Here is a 17071-nt window from a genome sequence, read left to right as displayed (position 1 = left end):
AATGCTACTCTCGATAAGTCGATATAAAAGTTCATAAACGCAATGGTAATAATCAACGGAATTGATTGTTCTGTGGAAAGGCTCTAGAACGGGCGTTTCCGGGGGGCGGTTTTGCACCACGGTGGGTATTTGGTACCCACTTTCGCCACGCGAGTGTGCGCTGGCGGTAACAGCTGGCTGGCGGATCGGTCAGGTTTTTCACCCCAGGTGGTAAACCTGTTGGGCGTTCCGTCAGTCTCACTCATATAACGAGCCGACTACAGGTTCGGTTTTTTCAGGTGTTGCGGTACGGACGCCGATTTGTCATCAGGAGCCTTGTGCATGACACGCACTTCAAAAATCCTTGCCTGGAGCTTGGCCTGCCTTGCTGTCTTGCTGGCCGTGTTGGTGCTGGTCATCGCGTTCTTCGATTGGAACCGGATCAAGCCGACGCTCAATGCCAAGGTGTCCGAGGAACTGCATCGCCCATTCGCCATTAACGGCAACCTGGCCGTGGTCTGGCAACGTGAACCCGAAGAGGGTGGCTGGCGGGCCTGGTTGCCGTGGCCCCACGTAGTGGCCGAGGATTTGAGCCTGGGTAACCCCGAATGGTCGAAAAAAACGCAGATGGCAACGCTCAGGCGTGTGGAGTTGCGCATCTCCCCCCTGGCCTTGCTGGCCCGGCGCGTGACGATCCCTAGAATCGACCTGACCGAACCCGACGCCAACCTGCAACGCCTGGCTGACGGACGCGCCAACTGGACCTTCAAGTTCGACCCGAAGGACCCGGACGCCGAACCGTCGAGCTGGGTAGTCGACATCGGGGCCATCGGCTTCGATAAGGGCCACGTCACGCTTGACGACCAGACCTTGAGAACCCGACTCGACCTGCTGATCGACCCACTGGGCAAGTCCATTCCGTTCAAGGATATCGTCGGCGAAAAAGCTGCGAAAAAGGTCCAGGATCAGGGGGCGACGCCTCAGGACTATGGGTTCGCCTTCAAGGTCGACGGGCAATATCACGGACAGAACCTCAGTGGTTCCGGCAAGGTCGGCGGCCTGCTGGCCTTGCAGAATGCATCTCAACCCTTTCCCTTGCAGGCTCAGGTAAAGACCGCCGATACCCGTGTCGAACTGGCCGGCACCCTCACCGACCCGATGAATCTCGGCGCCTTGGACCTGCGCCTGAAACTGGCCGGCACCAGCCTCGCTCACCTGTATCCGCTGACCGGCGTGACCTTGCCGGACTCATCGCCCTATGAAACCGACGGCCATCTGATCGCCAAGCTCCATGAGCCGGGTGGGGCGCTGTTTCGCTACGAGGCATTCAATGGAAAGATCGGCGACAGCGACATCCATGGTGACCTGGCCTACGTCGCCAGCCAGCCACGGCCAAAACTCAGTGGCACGCTGGTGTCCAATCAACTGTTGTTCAGCGACCTGGCGCCGCTGATCGGTGCCGATTCCAACACCGAGCAGAAGGCCCGTGGCAGTGCCAGCAAACAGCCGTCGGACAAAGTGCTGCCCGTGGAAGAGTTCCGCACCGAGCGCTGGAATGCGATGGATGCCGACGTGGAGTTCACCGGTAAGCGCATCGTCCACAGTGCGCAGTTGCCGTTCACCGACCTCTACACGCACCTGGTGCTCAACGACGGTCAACTGAGCCTTGAGCCCGTGCGTTTCGGCGTCGCCGGTGGCCGGCTCGATGCGCAGATCCGCCTCAACGGTCAAGCCCATCCGCTGGAGGGCCAGGCGAAGCTGACGGCGCGAGGATTCAAGCTCAAACAGCTATTCCCCGGTTTCGAACCGATGAAAACCAGTTTCGGCGAGCTCAACGGCGACGCCGACATCAGCGGTCGCGGCAACTCGGTCGCGGCGTTGCTCGGTACGTCCAACGGTACGCTGAAAATGCTCATCAACGACGGTGCCATCAGCCGCGAGCTGATGGAGCTGGCAGGGTTGAACGTGGGCAACTACGTGATGGGGAAAATCTTTGGCGACAAGGAAGTGAAGATCAACTGTGCCGCGGCGGATTTCGACATCAAGACCGGCCTGGCAACCACCCGCCTGTTCGTTTTCGATACCGAAAACGCGATCATCTACATCGACGGCACGGCGAACATGGCCACGGAACAGCTGGACCTGACCATTTCTCCGGAATCCAAGGGCTGGCGGCTGATTTCCCTGCGCTCGCCCTTGTATGTACGGGGCAAGTTCGCCAAGCCTTCGGCCGGGGTCAAGGCCGTGCCGCTGATGCTGCGCGGCGCCGGCATGGTGGCACTGGGTGTGATCGCTGCGCCGGCGGCAGGCTTGCTGGCCCTGGTGGCTCCCAGCGGTGGCGAGCCGAACCAGTGCGCGCCGTTGCTGGAGCAGATGAAGTCGGGCAAGGCACCGGTGACGGTCAAGCCAACGCGCTGATTCGGGGATTTGGTGGTGGGGCCTAAGGCCTATTCGCGAGCAAGCCCGCTCCCACAGGTGACCGCGTTCATTCAGAAGGAACGCGGTCACCTGTGGGAGCGGGCTTGCTCGCGAAGGGGTCGTTAAGGACTACAAATCAGCGAGGATATCGGCCATGTCATCGGCATGCTCTTCTTCCTGGGCCAGGATGTCCTCGAAGATACGCCGGGTGGTCGGGTCTTTATCACCTATGTACTGGATGATTTCCCGGTAGCTGTCGATGGCGATCCGCTCGGCCACCAGGTCTTCGTAAACCATTTCCTTGAGGGTGTTGCCTGCCACGTACTGGGCGTGGGAGTTACGAGTCAACAGGTCGGGGTTGAATTCCGGCTCGCCGCCCAATTGCACGATGCGCTCGGCCAGTTTGTCGGCATGTTCGGCCTCCTGGTTGGCATGTTCGAGGAATTCGCTGGCTGCCACGCTGGCTTTGAGGCCGGTGGCCATGAAGTAGTGGCGCTTGTAGCGCAGCACGCACACCAGCTCCGTGGCCAGTGCTTCGTTGAGCAGGCGCACGACTTCCTGTCGATCGGCGTTGTAGCCCTCGGTCACCGCGCCGTTCTGTACGTTCTGCCGCGCCCGTTCGCGCAGGGTCGTCACATCGGATAAGTGCATGTCGCTCATCTCGTTCTCCTGGAGGCTGATCCGGTTGGGGGCGTCACGCTCTCTAGGCGCGATCGCTTACAATGTTGGGAGTGATGAGCGAGGCAAAAGTTTTATGGAATGTGCCCGCTCCTACACGGGTGATCAGGCGTCATGAAGGTCGCCTAGACTGGTTCTCAACCCCATCATCGATCACAAGGACGTCCGTATGTCGCAACGCTGCGCCACTCGTTACCCGCTGGTGCTGGTCCCGGGCATGCTCGGGTTCATCCGCCTGGTGCTGTATCCATACTGGTATGGGATTGTTTCGGCGCTGCGCCGGGGGGGCGCGGTGGTGGTGGCGGTGAAGGTTTCGCCGCTGCATTCGTCCGAGGTGCGCGGCGAGCAACTGCTGGCGCGGATCGAGGAGGTCCTGCGCGAGACCGGCGCGCCGAAGGTCAACCTGATCGGTCATAGCCAGGGTGCCCTCAGCGCCCGCTATGCGGCTGCCATGCGCCCGGATCTGGTGGCTTCCGTCACGTCGGTGGCCGGCCCCAACCACGGTTCCGAACTGGCCGACTACCTGCTGGCCCACTACCCGCCGAACAGTGCCAAGGGGCGCATGCTCAGCGCCGTGCTGCGGTTGATCAACGTGGTGATGAGCCTGCTCGAAACCGGCTATCGCGGGCCGAAGCTGCCGGTGGACCTCCATGCTTCCCATGAATCCCTCACTACTGCCGGGGTGGCGCGCTTCAATGAGCGTTATCCACAGGGGCTGCCTGAAACCTGGGGCGGGCAGGGGGCTGAAGAGGTCGACGGCGTGCGTTATTACTCCTGGTCCGGGATCCTGCAACCCGGCAAGACCGACAAGGGGCGCAACCTCTTCGACGGCACGAATCGCAGCTGCCGCCTGTTCGCCCGGACGTTCCTGCGCGAGGCGGGACAGTGCGATGGCATGGTCGGACGCTTCAGTTCCCACTTGGGTACGGTCATCGGCGATGACTATCCGCTTGACCACTTCGACATCGTCAATCAGTCCCTGGGGCTGGTGGGCAAGGGGGCCGAGCCGATCCGGTTGTTTGTCGAGCATGCGCAGCGCTTGAAGGTGGCTGGGGTTTAGGTCATCCAGGAACACCGCGTAATCGTTCTTCGCGAACAAGCCGGTCCCACAGTCGACCGAGTTCTTCCTGGCACAATCAGGTCGACTGTGGGAGCGGGCTTGCTCGCGAAAGCAATCTGCACGGCGCTAAAAAAACCTGCCTTGGGAACAGTCTTTTTTTCAGCTGAGGAAGGTGTAACAGGGTTTGTCTACACTGCAACACATCGCCATACCTTCGGGCGGTAATCAGGAGAAACCCCATGAAAATGCTGCGTGTCCCGTTGTTGCTGATCGGTTTGCTGGCGTGCTCCCAAGGCTTCGCTGCGACGGCGCAACAGACCAAGATGACCACCTGCAACGCCGACGCCACCGCCAAGTCACTCAAGGGCGATGAGCGCAAGGCCTTCATGAGCACGTGCCTGCGGACCAAGCCGCCAGAAGTGCGGGGGGGGACGCCGCAGGAGCGTATGAAGACCTGCAATGCCGACGCAACCACCAAGGCGCTCAAGGGCGATGAGCGTAAAGCGTTCATAAGTGATTGCCTGAAGAACAAATAAGGGACGTGCCTGTCGCGAGCTTGTGCAAAACCCCCTGAACCCCGACGAAAGTCGGCCGATACTATCCCTAGTGCTGTCAGCGGAAGGCTGGCAGACTGCCGATCCTTTCACGCCGTTTTTGCTCTGAGGCTGTATGCCAACGTTTTCTCAGCGTCATGTGTTGTTGGTGATCAGTTGGGTGATCATTTTTGGTGGGTTGTTGCTGGTATTGCCGCTGCGCCTGTTGCCAAGCCTGCTGGCCGGGCTGCTGGTGTTCGAGCTGGTCAACATGCTCACTCCGCAATTGCAGCGATTGATCGAGGGCCGACGTGCCCGTTGGCTCGCGGTGGCGTTGCTCGGCACCCTGGTGGTGAGTGTCCTGTCGCTGATCTTCGCTGGAGCAATCAGTTTCCTGCTGCATGAGGCGGAGAACCCCGGCGCATCCCTGGACAAGTTCATGGCCGTGGTCGACCGCGCCCGTGGGCAGTTGCCCCCTTTCATCGACGCTTACCTGCCGGCCAGCGCCGCGGAATTCCGGGTGGCCATCGGCGACTGGGTGAGCAAGCACCTGAGCGACCTGCAACTGGTGGGCAAGGACGCGGCCCACATGTTCGTGACATTGCTGATCGGCATGGTGCTGGGGGCAATCATTGCCTTGCAGCGCGTTCCCGACCTGACCAAGCGCAAGCCCCTGGCCGCTGCACTGTTCGATCGCCTGAACCTGTTGGTCAAGGCGTTTCGCAACATCGTCTTTGCGCAGATCAAGATTTCCCTGCTCAACACCTTCTTCACCGGGATTTTCCTGGCGGTGGTGCTGCCGCTGTTCGGCATCAAGCTGCCGCTGACCAAGACCCTGATCGTGATGACCTTCCTGCTGGGGTTGCTGCCGGTCATCGGCAACCTGATGTCCAACACCCTGATTACCATCGTCGGCCTGTCGCTGTCGATCTGGGTGGCCGTGGCGGCGCTGGGGTACCTGATCGTGATCCATAAGCTCGAATACTTCCTCAACGCCCGCATCGTCGGTGGACAGATCAGCGCCAAGTCCTGGGAGCTGCTCATGGCGATGCTGGTATTCGAAGCCGCATTCGGGTTGCCGGGAGTGGTGGCGGGGCCGATTTACTATGCGTATCTCAAGAGTGAGCTGAAACAGATCGGGATGGTTTGAACGTCATGTCCGTTTATCCGCACTGTTATTTCTGACAGTAGATGGCGGACACCGGGATTGCTTAGCTCTTTGAGCGAAGAATCCGCTTCGCAGCGAGCCTCTGGGAGCTGCATCATGACTTTGAAAACTGTCGTCACGACCAATTTCGAAGAACTGGTCCTCAAATCAACGCTACCGGTGATCGTGCTGTTTGGCACGAAAGGCAAGAAAAGCTCCGACAGCATGACCGAAAGCCTGGAGGAGGCCGCCAGGTCAAACGCCGGCCGGATTACCTTTCTCGAGAAAGCTTTCGAAAAGGAGGGCAGCGTCGAAAAAAACCCGGACTACGATGTCCAGTCCGCACCCACGACGTTGTTCTTCAAGGACGGTGAATTGGAACGCACGGTTGTCGGCTTTTATAAATACGAAGGCGTCTTCAAGACCTGGGTCGAAGAACTTGCCTGAACATGAGGGCGGGGAGTCGCCTCGTGGCAGGTCACGAAGCGACTCCGGGCATCAGCCATAGCGCTTCATCGCCTCGATCGCCAACCCGCTGCCGATGCTCCCGAAGATGTTGCCTTCCACATGCCGCGCCTGGGGCAGCATGGCCGAGACGCTGTTGCGCAGGGCCGGGATGCCACTGGAACCGCCGGTGAAGAACACGGTGTCGACCTGATCGACGCCGACGTTGGCGTCACCGAGCAGTTGCGTGACGCTGGCGCGGACCCGCTCCAGCAGGCCGTCGATAGCTGATTCGAACAATGCCCGGCTCAGGTCCACGCTCAAGCCCGGCTCGATCCGGTCCAGGGCCACATGGCGCTGGTCGGCGTGGGTCAGCTGGATCTTGGTTTCTTCCACTTCCATCGCCAGCCAATGACCGGCACGTTGTTCGATCAACTTGAACAGCCGGTCGATGCCGCCGGTGTCTTCGATGTCGTAGCGCATGCTGCTCAGCGCCAGGGTGGATTTCTGCGCGTACACCGCGTTGATGGTGTGCCAGGTCGCCAGGTTCATGTGGTGGCTGGTGGGCATGTAGGCGCCGCTTTTCATACGGCTGCCATAGCCGAACAGCGGCATCAGCCCCTGCAGGCTCAGTTGCTTGTCGAAGTCCGTCCCGCCGATGTGCACGCCGCCCGTGGCGAGGATGTCGGAGTGGCGGTTGTCATGGGTGCGGCGCTCGGGGGAGAGGCGCACCAGGGAGAAGTCCGAAGTACCGCCGCCAATGTCGACGATCAGCACCAGCTCTTCTTTCTCGATGGTCGATTCATAATCGAAGGCCGCCGCGATGGGCTCGTACTGGAACGAAACTTCCTTGAAGCCGATGGCGCGGGCGACGTCCACCAGGGTGTTTTCCGCTTCCTGGTCGGCCATTTCATCGTCGTCGACGAAAAACACCGGGCGCCCCAATACCACTTCTTCGAATTCCCGACCGGCGGTGGCTTCGGCGCGTTTCTTCAACTGGCCGATGAACAACCCCAGCAGATCCTTGAAGGGCATGGCCGTGCCCAATACGCTGGTGTCGTGCTTGATCAGCTTGGAGCCCAGCAGGCTCTTGAGCGAGCGCATCAGCCGGCCTTCGTAGCCTTCCAGGTACTCGTGCAGGGCCAGTCGGCCGTAGACCGGACGGCGTTCCTCCAGATTGAAAAAAACCACCGAGGGCAGGGTGATCTTGTCGTCCTCCAGCGCGATCAGCGTTTCCATGCCGGGGCGCAGCCAGCCGACGGTGGAGTTGGACGTGCCGAAGTCGATGCCGCAGGCACGGGCCGGGGATGCGTTTTTCATGTCGTTCAGGTTCCGGTCGAAAAAACGGCCGCGCAGTGTATGCCAGTGCGGCGCGGATTCGAAGGCCGGTTATCCGCTAATTCGTACTCGTCGGCCTTGAAAGACACCATTGGACCCCCAAACTTGTCGGCATGAGACTGGCAGCCACAGGGCGGACACAAGAACCGCCATCGGTTGCCGATAAACTTCTGAAGCGCCGCCCGGTCCCAATCATGAGATGGATCAACCCGGTGCCCGGTCAACCGGGCATGCTGTGAACGGCGGTGCGACATCGATAACGGATGGTGATGCTTAGATGGACTTCAAAGACTATTACAAGATCCTGGGTGTGGAGCCGACGGCTGACGACAGCACGATCAAGGCCGCCTATCGCAAACTGGCGCGCAAATACCACCCGGATGTCAGCAAGGAAAAGGACGCCGAGACCAAATTCAAGGATGTCTCCGAAGCCTATGAAGCGCTGAAAAGCGCCGACAAACGCGCCGAATACGACGATCTGCGTCGATATGGCCAGCACGGCCAGCCGTTCCAGGGGCCACCGGGCTGGCAGAGCCGCGGCGGTTTCGGCGGTCAGGACACCGGGGACTTTTCGGACTTCTTCAGTTCGATCTTCGGCAATCGCGGGCCGGGTTTCGGCGGCGGACATTCAGGTCGCAGCGCCGGCCGGCGGGGGCAGGACGTGGAACTGGAATTACCGATCTTCCTGGAAGAAACCCTCTCGACCGAGTCGAAAAAAGTCAGCTACCAAGTGCCGCAATACAACGGCGCGGGCCAGCACGTCAGCAACACCAGCAAAAGCCTGAACGTGAAGATCCCCCTTGGCGTGACCGACGGCGAGCGGATCCGCCTCAAGGGCCAGGGCGCGCCGGGTATCGGTGGCGGGGCCAATGGTGACTTGTACCTGACCATTCGCTTTGCCCCCCACCCCAAGTTCGATGTCGAAGGCCAGGACCTGATCATCACCCTGCCGCTGGCACCCTGGGAGTTGGCACTGGGCACCGAGGTGGCCGTCCCGACCCTCACCGGCAAGATCAACCTCAAGGTCCCGGCCGGCAGCCAGAACGGCCAGCGCATGCGCGCCAAGGGCCATGGCCTGCGCAACAAGGCCGGTGAGCGCGGCTATCTGTTCGTTCAACTCAAGGCCGTGATGCCCAAGTCCAGCGACGAGGCGGTCAAGGCATTGTGGGCGGAGCTGGCGAAGAAAGCTGCCTTCGATCCACGGGAGAATTTCTGACGGCGGGGCCTTTGCCAGCCCTGCACTGTCAAGGCATTGGGAGAAGCAGATCATGAACAACCCGATCATTGAACTGAACCTGACGGAGTTCTGCGAGGCCGCCGCGCTGCAGGATGTCCATGTGATCGAAATCGTCGCCCATGGCATCCTCGAGCCCCACGGCGCCGCCCCGACGGACTGGCGTTTCACCGACTACGAACTGCTCCTGGCCCGTCGCGCCGACAAGCTGCGCCGCGAGCTGGAGCTGGAATGGGAAGGCGTCGCCCTGGCGCTGGACCTGCTGGAAGAAGTCCAGCAACTGCGGGCCGAGAATCGTCGGCTGCGCCAGCAATTGGGCCGTTGGGTGGACTGATCGTGGCGCTTCGTATCCGTAATGTCTTGTCGAAAAGGCAATAAATAGTTACCGCACGTCTCGACGGCACACTGGTTAGGCTCGGGTTTTTCATCGTCAAGGATGACCCGATATGCCAGGCTTCACCCCTCGTCTCGCCATTCCCCAAGGCGAGCATCTGGACCTGCTCAAAACCCGTATTCCCGGCTGGTACAGCGGGGCCATCGTGCAACGTCAGCAGGAGCTGAGCGACCACCCGCTGGAACTGCCGGACTGGTATGCCAAAGCCTCCCCCGAGCTTTGGCGCAGCCTCAAGGACAGCCATTCGCGCTACCGCGAGCGTCTGAACCAGGTCGACAACCGGCTGGGCAATATCCAGGACATCCGCGCCTTTGCCGAACCCTTGCTCAAGCAGGCGATTCTGGATGAGTTCAAGCTCGCGTTGAACGTCAACGAGGTGTATTTCGTCCGCAAATACGGGCGCAAGACCCGCGATGACTTTTTTGGGGCGCTGGTCCTGGACAGCGAGGGCGGCTACTTTGATCGCTACGAGTACCGCGGCACGTCATTGCTGGAGGCGGCGCTGGCCAATTTCGCGCCAGAGGAAGCGCGCAAGTCCGCCTGTGCCGATTGCAGCCTCATTACTACGGTGCTGTCGTCCCAGGGCGGCGCAGTGATGCCTTCCATCGATGCCGTTCGCGCAGGGGCGTTGCCGATTGCCCCGCATGCCTTCGTCAAGTTGTGCCGTACCCTGGATCTGGGGCGCCAGTATCAGGAGCACATCAACACAGTCTTGCGTTCCGACGACAGCAAGGCGCCCAACCCGCTGGATCATTCACTGGAGGAGCATCACAGACAGGGCCTGGCGCTGAACATCCAGATCGCCCGAGCCAAGGCCGACATCAGCCCGGCGGTTTACTCGATGTTGCAGCAGGTGATCGAGGGGGCCAGAAACGTCACCCTCGATGGTCAGGCCGTGACCTTCAGCTCTTTGAAAGTGTTCGACATCGACCTGGTCGGCCCGCTGTTGATCGGCCCCGACCTTGAGAACAGTCGTCGGGTGGTACCGGTCGTGGCCTACCTTCCGGGTGATCCCGAGCATCCCCTGAAGGCCTATGCCTCCAGCGCCGACTTCATGGCTGAACTGCGGCGACGCCTGCACGGTAGCGTCTACCGCCGTTTCTTCAGCCGTTTCGTGCCGCTGCGTCAGCAAGGGGTGTTTTTCCGGCAGTTCAAACACCTCTATCAAATCTCCCCGACGGCCGATGACCAGGCCGATTACCCACTCAAATCGTCGCTGCGCAACCTGCCCATGGGTACGGTGCCGATTCCCGGCGATCTGTGGCGCTCGCTAAGCCTGCGGCAGATCGAGAAGATCCAGGCTGACGCGCGTGCGGTGGCGGTGCCTACCGGCGATGAAGACCGTAAAGCCCGCCTGGCACGCCTGGACAGTTACCTGGACGCGGTGGTCGATGTATTCAACCTGGCGGCGTTTGTCGTGCCGGGGCTGGGTCCGCTGATGTTGACGGTCGGCGCCGTGCAGATGTTCAACGAGGCCTTCGAGGGCATTGAAGCGTTCGAGCGCGGCGAGACCCGGGAAATGTGGGCGCATTTTTCCAGCGTGGCCCTCAACACGGCCTTCGTCGCCACCGGCGCGGCGGTGTTGCCGCACATTCGCTGGTCGGGCGCGGTGGATCAGTTGGAGCCGGTTCAATTGGCCAACGGCGAACCGCGTCTATGGCGTCCCGACCTGAGTGTCTACCAGAGCGAACTGACGCCTCCCGAGGCTTCGACCCCGGATACCCAAGGCCTGTATCGGGTCGGTACCCGGCAGGTCCTGCCGCTGGGTGATCAGCATTACGAAGTGCAGCAGGACCCGCAGACCCTTCGCTATCGCATTCGTCATCCTTCCCGTGCGCAGGCCTACCAGCCCGAGTTGACGCATAACGGCAATGGCGCCTGGCACCATGAACTGGAGCAGCCGCGTACCTGGGAAGGCCCGAGGCTGATGAGACGCCTGGGCCATAGCGTCAAGGACTTCAGCGATACCGAACTGGAGCAGATCCGCCTGGCCAGCGCGACCCCACAGGACGTGCTACGACGGGTGCATGTCGAGGGCGAGCCGGTGCCGGCGTTGCTGGCCGACACCCTGGAGCGCTTCGGCCTCTGCCGACAAATCGACACGTTCATCGGGCAACTGCAAAGCGAGGAGCCGCTGCGCCAGGAGCTGGCCGAGCCGACATTGCACCTGCTGACCCAATACGGCCCGTGGCCAAGAGGGCTGAAGCTGAAGGTCGTCGACGGCGCCGGCGGGACACGCTGGGAGTACATCCGGCCCTCGGAAGGCGAGACCCCCTTTCAGGAAGCCAGCCTTACCGAGGAGAAGATCCGCACGTCTTCGCTGTTGAAAAACCTGATCGAAGCGGTGGATGCCGCAGGTGCCGATCTGTTGGCCACGGCGAGCCCGCCGATTGCGAAAACCAATATGGATGCTCGCGTCCGGCACCTGCGTCGGGCACTCGCCGAAGCGGCGGTCAATGAAAAGGTGCAGTTGCTCAACGATTATTACGCCTCGGGCGAGACGAGAGGTGACCCCCATGTCACGCTGATCAAGTCCCGTTTCCCCTCGGTTCCGGTAAAAGCGATCGAGCAGATCATCACCCTGGCCAGTACCGAGGAGTTGCAGCAAATGGCCGCCTGGGATTTCGACGAGGCCAGCCAGACCAAGCCCATCCCGCTGCGCATCGCCGAAGAGCTGCGCCACTATCAGCGCAGGGTGCGTTTGAACCGAGCCTACGAGGGCCTGTATCAGGATGCGTTGGCCACGGCGGACACGCCGCGATTGGTGTTAGCGACCCTGAAAACCTTGCCTGGGTGGAGCGACACGGTGCGCATCGAGTTGCGCGAGGCCGGTGTGTCCGGCGCCTTGATCGATAGTATCGGGCCACAAAATGCGACGCAGACCAAGGTCGTGGTCAAGGACGATGACGTCTACCAGGCCTTTGACGACAGCGGCAACGAGTTGAGCCATTGGGGCAGTGTCTTCGATGCCTTGCAGCACGCCCTGCCGGATGCCGAACGCCGGGCCATGGCTCGCCCCTCGGTCCATCACGGCGACCTGTTGAAAAAAGCCATCGGTGCTTCGCCAGTGGACCGGGATACGCTGGCGAGCCGCTTGAAGATGCCGGCGCTCAAGCCGGCCTTCCAATCACCGATGCGCCTGGCTTCGGGCAAAGTCGGTTACCCCTTGGGTGGATTGCGGGATTGGTTGCGCCTGGGCCGGTCGCCGGAGAGTCGGGTGCTGGAGCTGTACCCGAGCTACACGGCGCAGCAGACCGAGGCGCTGCTGAGATCATTGGGCAATGGCGCGGTGAGGGAACTCAAGCGACGTAAAGTCGAGTTGAGAATGCTACGTCAGGATCTGGACCGCTGGGTTGCTAGCTTTGGATGGCGTTACCAGGGGAATCAACGTGGGCAAGTACCGACGGGGGTCAGAGAGGTAGCGGCCGAACAAATCGAGCGATGCTGGCGGCGTCAGACCCGGGTCGTTGTAGGGGCCGATGGCCGCAGGCTCGGGTATGAGCTGGATTTGAGCGGTTTGAACATCGGCGCATTGCCGCAACTGATGGCGGACTTCAGTCATGTGGGTGTGCTCAAGATGTCTGACATGGGCTTGACGCTGGACTACTGCGACATCTTCCTTAGCGCATTCTCCTCCCTCAAACGCTTGGAAATGTCCAGGAACAGGCTGATGAATATTCCCGGATCCCTGGAGGGGATGGAAAATCTGGAGACGCTTAGGCTGGCGAATAACCAGATCGGCCTGACACGGCGTGGCGTTGAAATCCTGCAAAGCCTTGGCCGGCTGAAGAACCTCGACCTGGATAACAACTTGCTGCTGCGCCTGCCGGACTTCAGCAGGCTGCCTGAGCTGGAACGATTGCACCTGAAGAACACCGGGATCACTGCCTGGCCCTCTGGCCTGCGCGATCAACCGCTGGGGCTGATCGACTTGCGCGACAACGGCTTGACCCAGGTACCGGACCACCTGCTCGACCCGCCTGCCGAGCGTGCCCATGCCACGGCTCGCCTCAATCGCGTGACGTTATTGCAAGGCAACCCGTTGAGCGAGGGAGTCCAGCAGCGCATGCGTGATTATTGGGCGATGGTCTTGCGAACGCGTCCTGAATGGGTTGTCCTGCGTTTGCCCGAGGCGTTTGGGTTTTCAGCGCCGATTGAGTCGTCGAATATGCAGCAATGGCTGCGCAACGTGCCTGAGAGCCAACTGGCGGACAAAAGAGCCTTGTGGCAAAGCCTGGCGGATGAGCCGCTATCGGGAGAGTTTTTTGAGTTGTTGCATCGGTTGGCTAACTCTTACCAGGGGCTGGAAGATTATCCGGACCTCCAGGCCCGCGTCTGGCAGATGCTCGAGGCGATGGGCAACGCCACCGACTTGCGTCATGAACTGTTCGACCTGGCCGGCCAACCGGCCTGTGAAGATCGCGCAGCCTTGTCGTTCAGCTATCTGGAAATCCGCTTGATGATCCACAATGCGAAGGCCTTGGCGGTTGGAAAGGATGAGGCAGCAGCACTGGTCCACCTGGCCAAGGGGCTGTTTCGCCTCGATGAGGTAGAGCGTATTGCCCTGCAGGATATCCAGCGGCGCCGTGACGCGATCAATGCCCGCACCGACCTGACCGAGGATGAAAAGCGCGAAAACCTGGTACTGATAGAAGAGGTCGAGGTCCGTCTGGCTTACCGGGTGGGGCTCAAGGATCGACTGGAACTACCGGGGCAACCCGAGGGTGGGGCTTTTCTCGCGCTGGCGGATGTCACACCTGAAATGCTCGAGGCCGCCGCCAATCAGATCCTGGATCTGGACGATTCATCCCGGCAGTTCCAGTCGCTGGTGGGCCGGGATTTCTGGATCGATTATTTGAAGCAACAGCACGGGCCATCCTTCCAGGCGCTGAACGACACCCTTATCGCCCACCAGATCGAGCTGGATGAAGCGAAGGCGGCCGGGACCCTGAAGGAAGCCGACTACGTCAGCCAGTCAGAGGCGTTGGGCCTGCAACACCGGATCAAGGAAGCGGAGCTGGTCCAGTCGTTGACGCGAACCGAGCTGGAGCAGTTGCCGGGAAGTACCGACCTGTGAGCTGACCCGGCCGGGTCAGCTCAGGCAATGAAAACCCGTGGCGAGGGCGCAAGCTCCTTCGCCACGGGAACAGCACAAGAACTGCACCGGTTCAAAACAGGAAATAACGTTGTGCCATCGGCAGCACGTCGGCCGGTTCGCACCACAGCAACACGCCATCGGCCTTGACCTGGTAAGTCTGCGGATCGACGTCGATGCTCGGCAGGTAGTCGTTGTGGATCAGGTCGGTCTTGCGCACGTCGCGGCAGCCTTTGACCACGGCGACTCGTTTCTTAAGCCCCAGTTGTTCCGGCAACCCCGCCTCGGCGGCCGCCTGGCTGATGAAGGTCAGGCTGGTGGCATGCCGCGAGCCGCCGAAACTTGCGAACATCGGTCGGTAGTGCACCGGTTGCGGTGTCGGAATCGAGGCGTTGGCGTCGCCCATCAGGCTCGCGGCAATCGCTCCGCCCTTGAGGATCAGCGTCGGCTTGACGCCGAAGAACGCCGGGCGCCACAGCACCAGGTCGGCCCACTTGCCTACTTCGATGGAGCCCACTTCATGGCTGATGCCATGGGTGATCGCCGGGTTGATGGTGTATTTGGCGATGTAGCGCTTGATGCGGAAGTTGTCGTTGCCTTCGCCGTCGCCGGGCAGGGCGCCGCGTTGTTTCTTCATCTTGTCTGCGGTTTGCCAAGTGCGGAGGATGACCTCACCGACGCGGCCCATGGCCTGGCTGTCGGAACTGATCATCGAAAACGCGCCGAGGTCATGGAGGATGTCTTCGGCCGCGATGGTTTCGCGGCGGATACGGCTTTCGGCGAACGCCACGTCTTCGGCGATGCTCGGGTCCAGGTGGTGACAGACCATCAGCATGTCCAGGTGTTCGTCGATGGTGTTGCGGGTGAACGGTCGGGTCGGGTTGGTGGAGCTGGGTAACACGTTAGGGAAACCACAGGCCTTGATGATGTCCGGCGCATGACCGCCACCGGCGCCTTCGGTGTGATAGGTATGGATGGTGCGCCCCTTGAAGGCGCCCAGGGTGGTTTCCACGAAGCCGGATTCGTTGAGGGTGTCGGTGTGGATCGCCACCTGCACGTCGTACTGGTCGGCCACGTTCAGGCAGTTGTCGATGGCTGCCGGGGTGGTGCCCCAGTCTTCGTGCAGCTTCAGACCGATGGCGCCGGCCTTGACCTGTTCGATCAAGGGCTCCGGCAGGCTGGCGTTGCCCTTGCCGGTGAGGCCGATGTTCATCGGGAAGGCGTCGGCGGCCTGGAGCATGCGCGCCAGGTGCCACGGGCCGGAGGTGCAGGTGGTGGCGTTGGTCCCGGTAGCCGGCCCCGTGCCGCCACCGATCATGGTGGTGACGCCGCTCATCAAGGCCTCTTCGATCTGCTGTGGGCAGATGAAGTGGATGTGGGTGTCGACACCGCCAGCCGTTAGGATCATGCCTTCGCCGGCAATCACTTCGGTGCTGGCGCCGATGGCGATGGTCACATCGGGTTGGATGTCCGGGTTGCCGGCCTTGCCGATGGCGGCGATGCGCCCGTCCTTGAGGCCGACATCGGCCTTGACGATGCCCCAGTGGTCGATGATCAGCGCGTTGGTGATCAAGGTGTCGACGACCTCGGCGGCCAACAGTTGGCCCTGGCCCATGCCGTCGCGAATCACCTTGCCGCCGCCGAATTTCACTTCTTCACCGTAGGTGGTGAAGTCCTTTTCCACTTCGAGCCACAGCTCGGTATCGGCCAGGCGGACCTTGTCGCCGACGGTGGGGCCGAACATGTCGGCGTAGGCTTGTCTTGAAATCTTCATGTGCTCGCCTTGGAATTCAATTGAGTTTGAGGCTGTTCGCTGTCGCTCACAGTTCGCGAGCAAGCCCGCTCCCACACTGGAATGTGGGCACCTGTGGGAGCGGGCTTGCTCGCGAAAGGGCCAGTGCAGACACCCTATGACTTAAAGATCGCCCATCACCCGCCCGGCAAACCCGAACACCCGCCGCAACCCAGCCAGTTCGACAAGCTCGACTTCCCGGCTCTGCCCCGGTTCGAAGCGCACGGCGGTGCCGGCCGGGATGTTCAGGCGCATGCCGCGGCTGGCGACGCGGTCGAAGGTCAGGGCGTCGTTGGTTTCGAAGAAGTGATAGTGCGAGCCGACCTGGATCGGCCGGTCGCCGCTGTTGGCGACGTTCAGCGTGAGCGTACGGCGACCGACGTTGAGTTCGATATCGCCGGGCTGGACCTGGTATTGCCCTGGAGTCATTGTGGTTGTCCCAAAAGCTTGTAGTAGATGGCGGTCGGGGTGTAGGTCCCGTCCGGGCTCTGGCAGTAGTCGGGCAGTTCACCGACGCGGGTGTAGCCCATGGCGCGGTAGAAGGCCTCGGCCTCGGAACCGGCCTCGGTGTCGAGGTACAACAGGCCACGCTTGTGGTGGCGGGCGCCGAGCTCCAGGGCGCTCATCAATTGCTGGCCCAGGCCCCGTCGGCGGGCGTCGCCCCGCACCAACAGCTTCTGCACTTCGGCGCGGTTGAGGCCGTTGGGTTTCTGGCACAGGGCAAGCTGGACGCTGGCCAGTACCTGTTCATCCTTGACCACCACCCACAGCAGCAGGTGGCCCTGGTTGAGGCTGGCCTGGACTTCGTCGAAATAGGCGCGGGCCTGGACCGCATCCAGATCGGCCATGAAACCGACGCTGGCGCCGTACCCCACGGCGTCGAGCAACAGATCGATCAGGCCCTGGCGGTAATGCGCAAAGCTTTCGGCGTGGACTCGACGCAACTGGGCAGCGTTCAT

Annotated in this window: 13 protein-coding genes; 8 read left to right on the top strand and 5 right to left on the bottom strand. The window is 61.5% G+C overall.

Annotated elements, in window-relative coordinates; translation table 11 throughout:
* Nucleotides 1-321: 321 nt before the first annotated feature.
* Nucleotides 322-2397, top strand: coding sequence for an AsmA family protein (locus FBX99_RS05065; protein WP_145130822.1), 2076 nt, complete (start codon nt 322-324; stop codon nt 2395-2397).
* A 129-nt stretch (nt 2398-2526) separates the two neighbouring features.
* Here FBX99_RS05065 and FBX99_RS05060 read toward each other — a convergent pair whose 3' ends face one another.
* Nucleotides 2527-3057, bottom strand: a complete 531-nt coding sequence (locus FBX99_RS05060) for a bacterioferritin (RefSeq protein WP_144928473.1) — start codon at nt 3055-3057, stop codon at nt 2527-2529.
* Between the two features lie 187 nt (nt 3058-3244).
* Here FBX99_RS05060 and FBX99_RS05055 point away from each other — a divergent pair, with 187 nt between their 5' ends.
* From FBX99_RS05055 to FBX99_RS05040, 4 genes are all read left to right on the top strand, one after another.
* Complete coding sequence (locus tag FBX99_RS05055; protein ID WP_144928475.1) at nt 3245-4135, top strand: triacylglycerol lipase; 891 nt, start codon at nt 3245-3247, stop codon at nt 4133-4135.
* A 239-nt stretch (nt 4136-4374) separates the two neighbouring features.
* A complete protein-coding gene (locus FBX99_RS05050; protein ID WP_145130820.1) occupies nt 4375-4671 on the top strand; it encodes a PsiF family protein in 297 nt (98 codons plus the stop codon).
* Between the two features lie 133 nt (nt 4672-4804).
* Nucleotides 4805-5818, top strand: a complete 1014-nt coding sequence (locus FBX99_RS05045) for an AI-2E family transporter (RefSeq protein WP_145130818.1) — start codon at nt 4805-4807, stop codon at nt 5816-5818.
* Nucleotides 5819-5932: 114 nt separating this feature from the next.
* Nucleotides 5933-6262 (top strand): co-chaperone YbbN, encoded by a 330-nt coding sequence (locus FBX99_RS05040; protein ID WP_144928481.1) that lies wholly within the window; start codon nt 5933-5935, stop codon nt 6260-6262.
* A gap of 51 nt (nt 6263-6313) precedes the next feature.
* Here FBX99_RS05040 and FBX99_RS05035 read toward each other — a convergent pair whose 3' ends face one another.
* On the bottom strand, nt 6314-7579 hold the full coding sequence (locus FBX99_RS05035) for an Hsp70 family protein (RefSeq protein ID WP_145130817.1): 1266 nt from the start codon (nt 7577-7579) through the stop codon (nt 6314-6316).
* Between the two features lie 295 nt (nt 7580-7874).
* On the opposite strand from FBX99_RS05035, the gene FBX99_RS05030 reads away from it, so the two are divergent.
* From FBX99_RS05030 to FBX99_RS05020, 3 genes are all read left to right on the top strand, one after another.
* Nucleotides 7875-8813 carry a DnaJ C-terminal domain-containing protein gene (locus FBX99_RS05030; RefSeq protein ID WP_144928485.1) on the top strand — a complete coding sequence of 313 codons (939 nt, stop codon included), beginning with the start codon at nt 7875-7877 and terminating at the stop codon, nt 8811-8813.
* A gap of 52 nt (nt 8814-8865) precedes the next feature.
* Nucleotides 8866-9165 (top strand): chaperone modulator CbpM, encoded by a 300-nt coding sequence (locus FBX99_RS05025; protein ID WP_144928487.1) that lies wholly within the window; start codon nt 8866-8868, stop codon nt 9163-9165.
* 112 nt (nt 9166-9277) lie between these two features.
* Complete coding sequence (locus tag FBX99_RS05020) at nt 9278-14302, top strand: NEL-type E3 ubiquitin ligase domain-containing protein (RefSeq protein WP_145130815.1); 5025 nt, start codon at nt 9278-9280, stop codon at nt 14300-14302.
* Between the two features lie 91 nt (nt 14303-14393).
* On the opposite strand, the gene ureC is transcribed toward FBX99_RS05020, so the two are convergent.
* The 3 genes from ureC to FBX99_RS05005 form a co-directional block, all read right to left on the bottom strand.
* A complete protein-coding gene (gene ureC / locus FBX99_RS05015; RefSeq protein WP_144928489.1) occupies nt 14394-16094 on the bottom strand; it encodes an urease subunit alpha in 1701 nt (566 codons plus the stop codon).
* Nucleotides 16095-16235: 141 nt separating this feature from the next.
* Nucleotides 16236-16541, bottom strand: coding sequence for an urease subunit beta (locus tag FBX99_RS05010; RefSeq protein ID WP_144928490.1), 306 nt, complete (start codon nt 16539-16541; stop codon nt 16236-16238).
* Nucleotides 16538-17071, bottom strand: coding sequence for an N-acetyltransferase (locus FBX99_RS05005; RefSeq protein ID WP_144928492.1), 534 nt, complete (start codon nt 17069-17071; stop codon nt 16538-16540). The genes FBX99_RS05010 and FBX99_RS05005 overlap by 4 nt, the downstream gene beginning before the upstream one ends.

This window comes from Pseudomonas sp. SJZ074, from assembly GCF_007828215.1.
GTDB lineage: Bacteria > Pseudomonadota > Gammaproteobacteria > Pseudomonadales > Pseudomonadaceae > Aquipseudomonas.
The sequence above is the reverse complement of the archived record's forward strand: the minus strand, read 5'-3'. Positions and strand labels throughout refer to the sequence as shown.

Coding starts and splice junctions, on each gene's coding strand:
- FBX99_RS05065 (WP_145130822.1), top strand. CDS start 322: ATGACACGCACTTCAAAAATCCTTGCCTGGAGCTTGGCCTGCCTTGCT.
- FBX99_RS05060 (WP_144928473.1), bottom strand. CDS start 3,057: ATGAGCGACATGCACTTATCCGATGTGACGACCCTGCGCGAACGGGCG.
- FBX99_RS05055 (WP_144928475.1), top strand. CDS start 3,245: ATGTCGCAACGCTGCGCCACTCGTTACCCGCTGGTGCTGGTCCCGGGC.
- FBX99_RS05050 (WP_145130820.1), top strand. CDS start 4,375: ATGAAAATGCTGCGTGTCCCGTTGTTGCTGATCGGTTTGCTGGCGTGC.
- FBX99_RS05045 (WP_145130818.1), top strand. CDS start 4,805: ATGCCAACGTTTTCTCAGCGTCATGTGTTGTTGGTGATCAGTTGGGTG.
- FBX99_RS05040 (WP_144928481.1), top strand. CDS start 5,933: ATGACTTTGAAAACTGTCGTCACGACCAATTTCGAAGAACTGGTCCTC.
- FBX99_RS05035 (WP_145130817.1), bottom strand. CDS start 7,579: ATGAAAAACGCATCCCCGGCCCGTGCCTGCGGCATCGACTTCGGCACG.
- FBX99_RS05030 (WP_144928485.1), top strand. CDS start 7,875: ATGGACTTCAAAGACTATTACAAGATCCTGGGTGTGGAGCCGACGGCT.
- FBX99_RS05025 (WP_144928487.1), top strand. CDS start 8,866: ATGAACAACCCGATCATTGAACTGAACCTGACGGAGTTCTGCGAGGCC.
- FBX99_RS05020 (WP_145130815.1), top strand. CDS start 9,278: ATGCCAGGCTTCACCCCTCGTCTCGCCATTCCCCAAGGCGAGCATCTG.
- ureC (WP_144928489.1), bottom strand. CDS start 16,094: ATGAAGATTTCAAGACAAGCCTACGCCGACATGTTCGGCCCCACCGTC.
- FBX99_RS05010 (WP_144928490.1), bottom strand. CDS start 16,541: ATGACTCCAGGGCAATACCAGGTCCAGCCCGGCGATATCGAACTCAAC.
- FBX99_RS05005 (WP_144928492.1), bottom strand. CDS start 17,071: ATGAACGCTGCCCAGTTGCGTCGAGTCCACGCCGAAAGCTTTGCGCAT.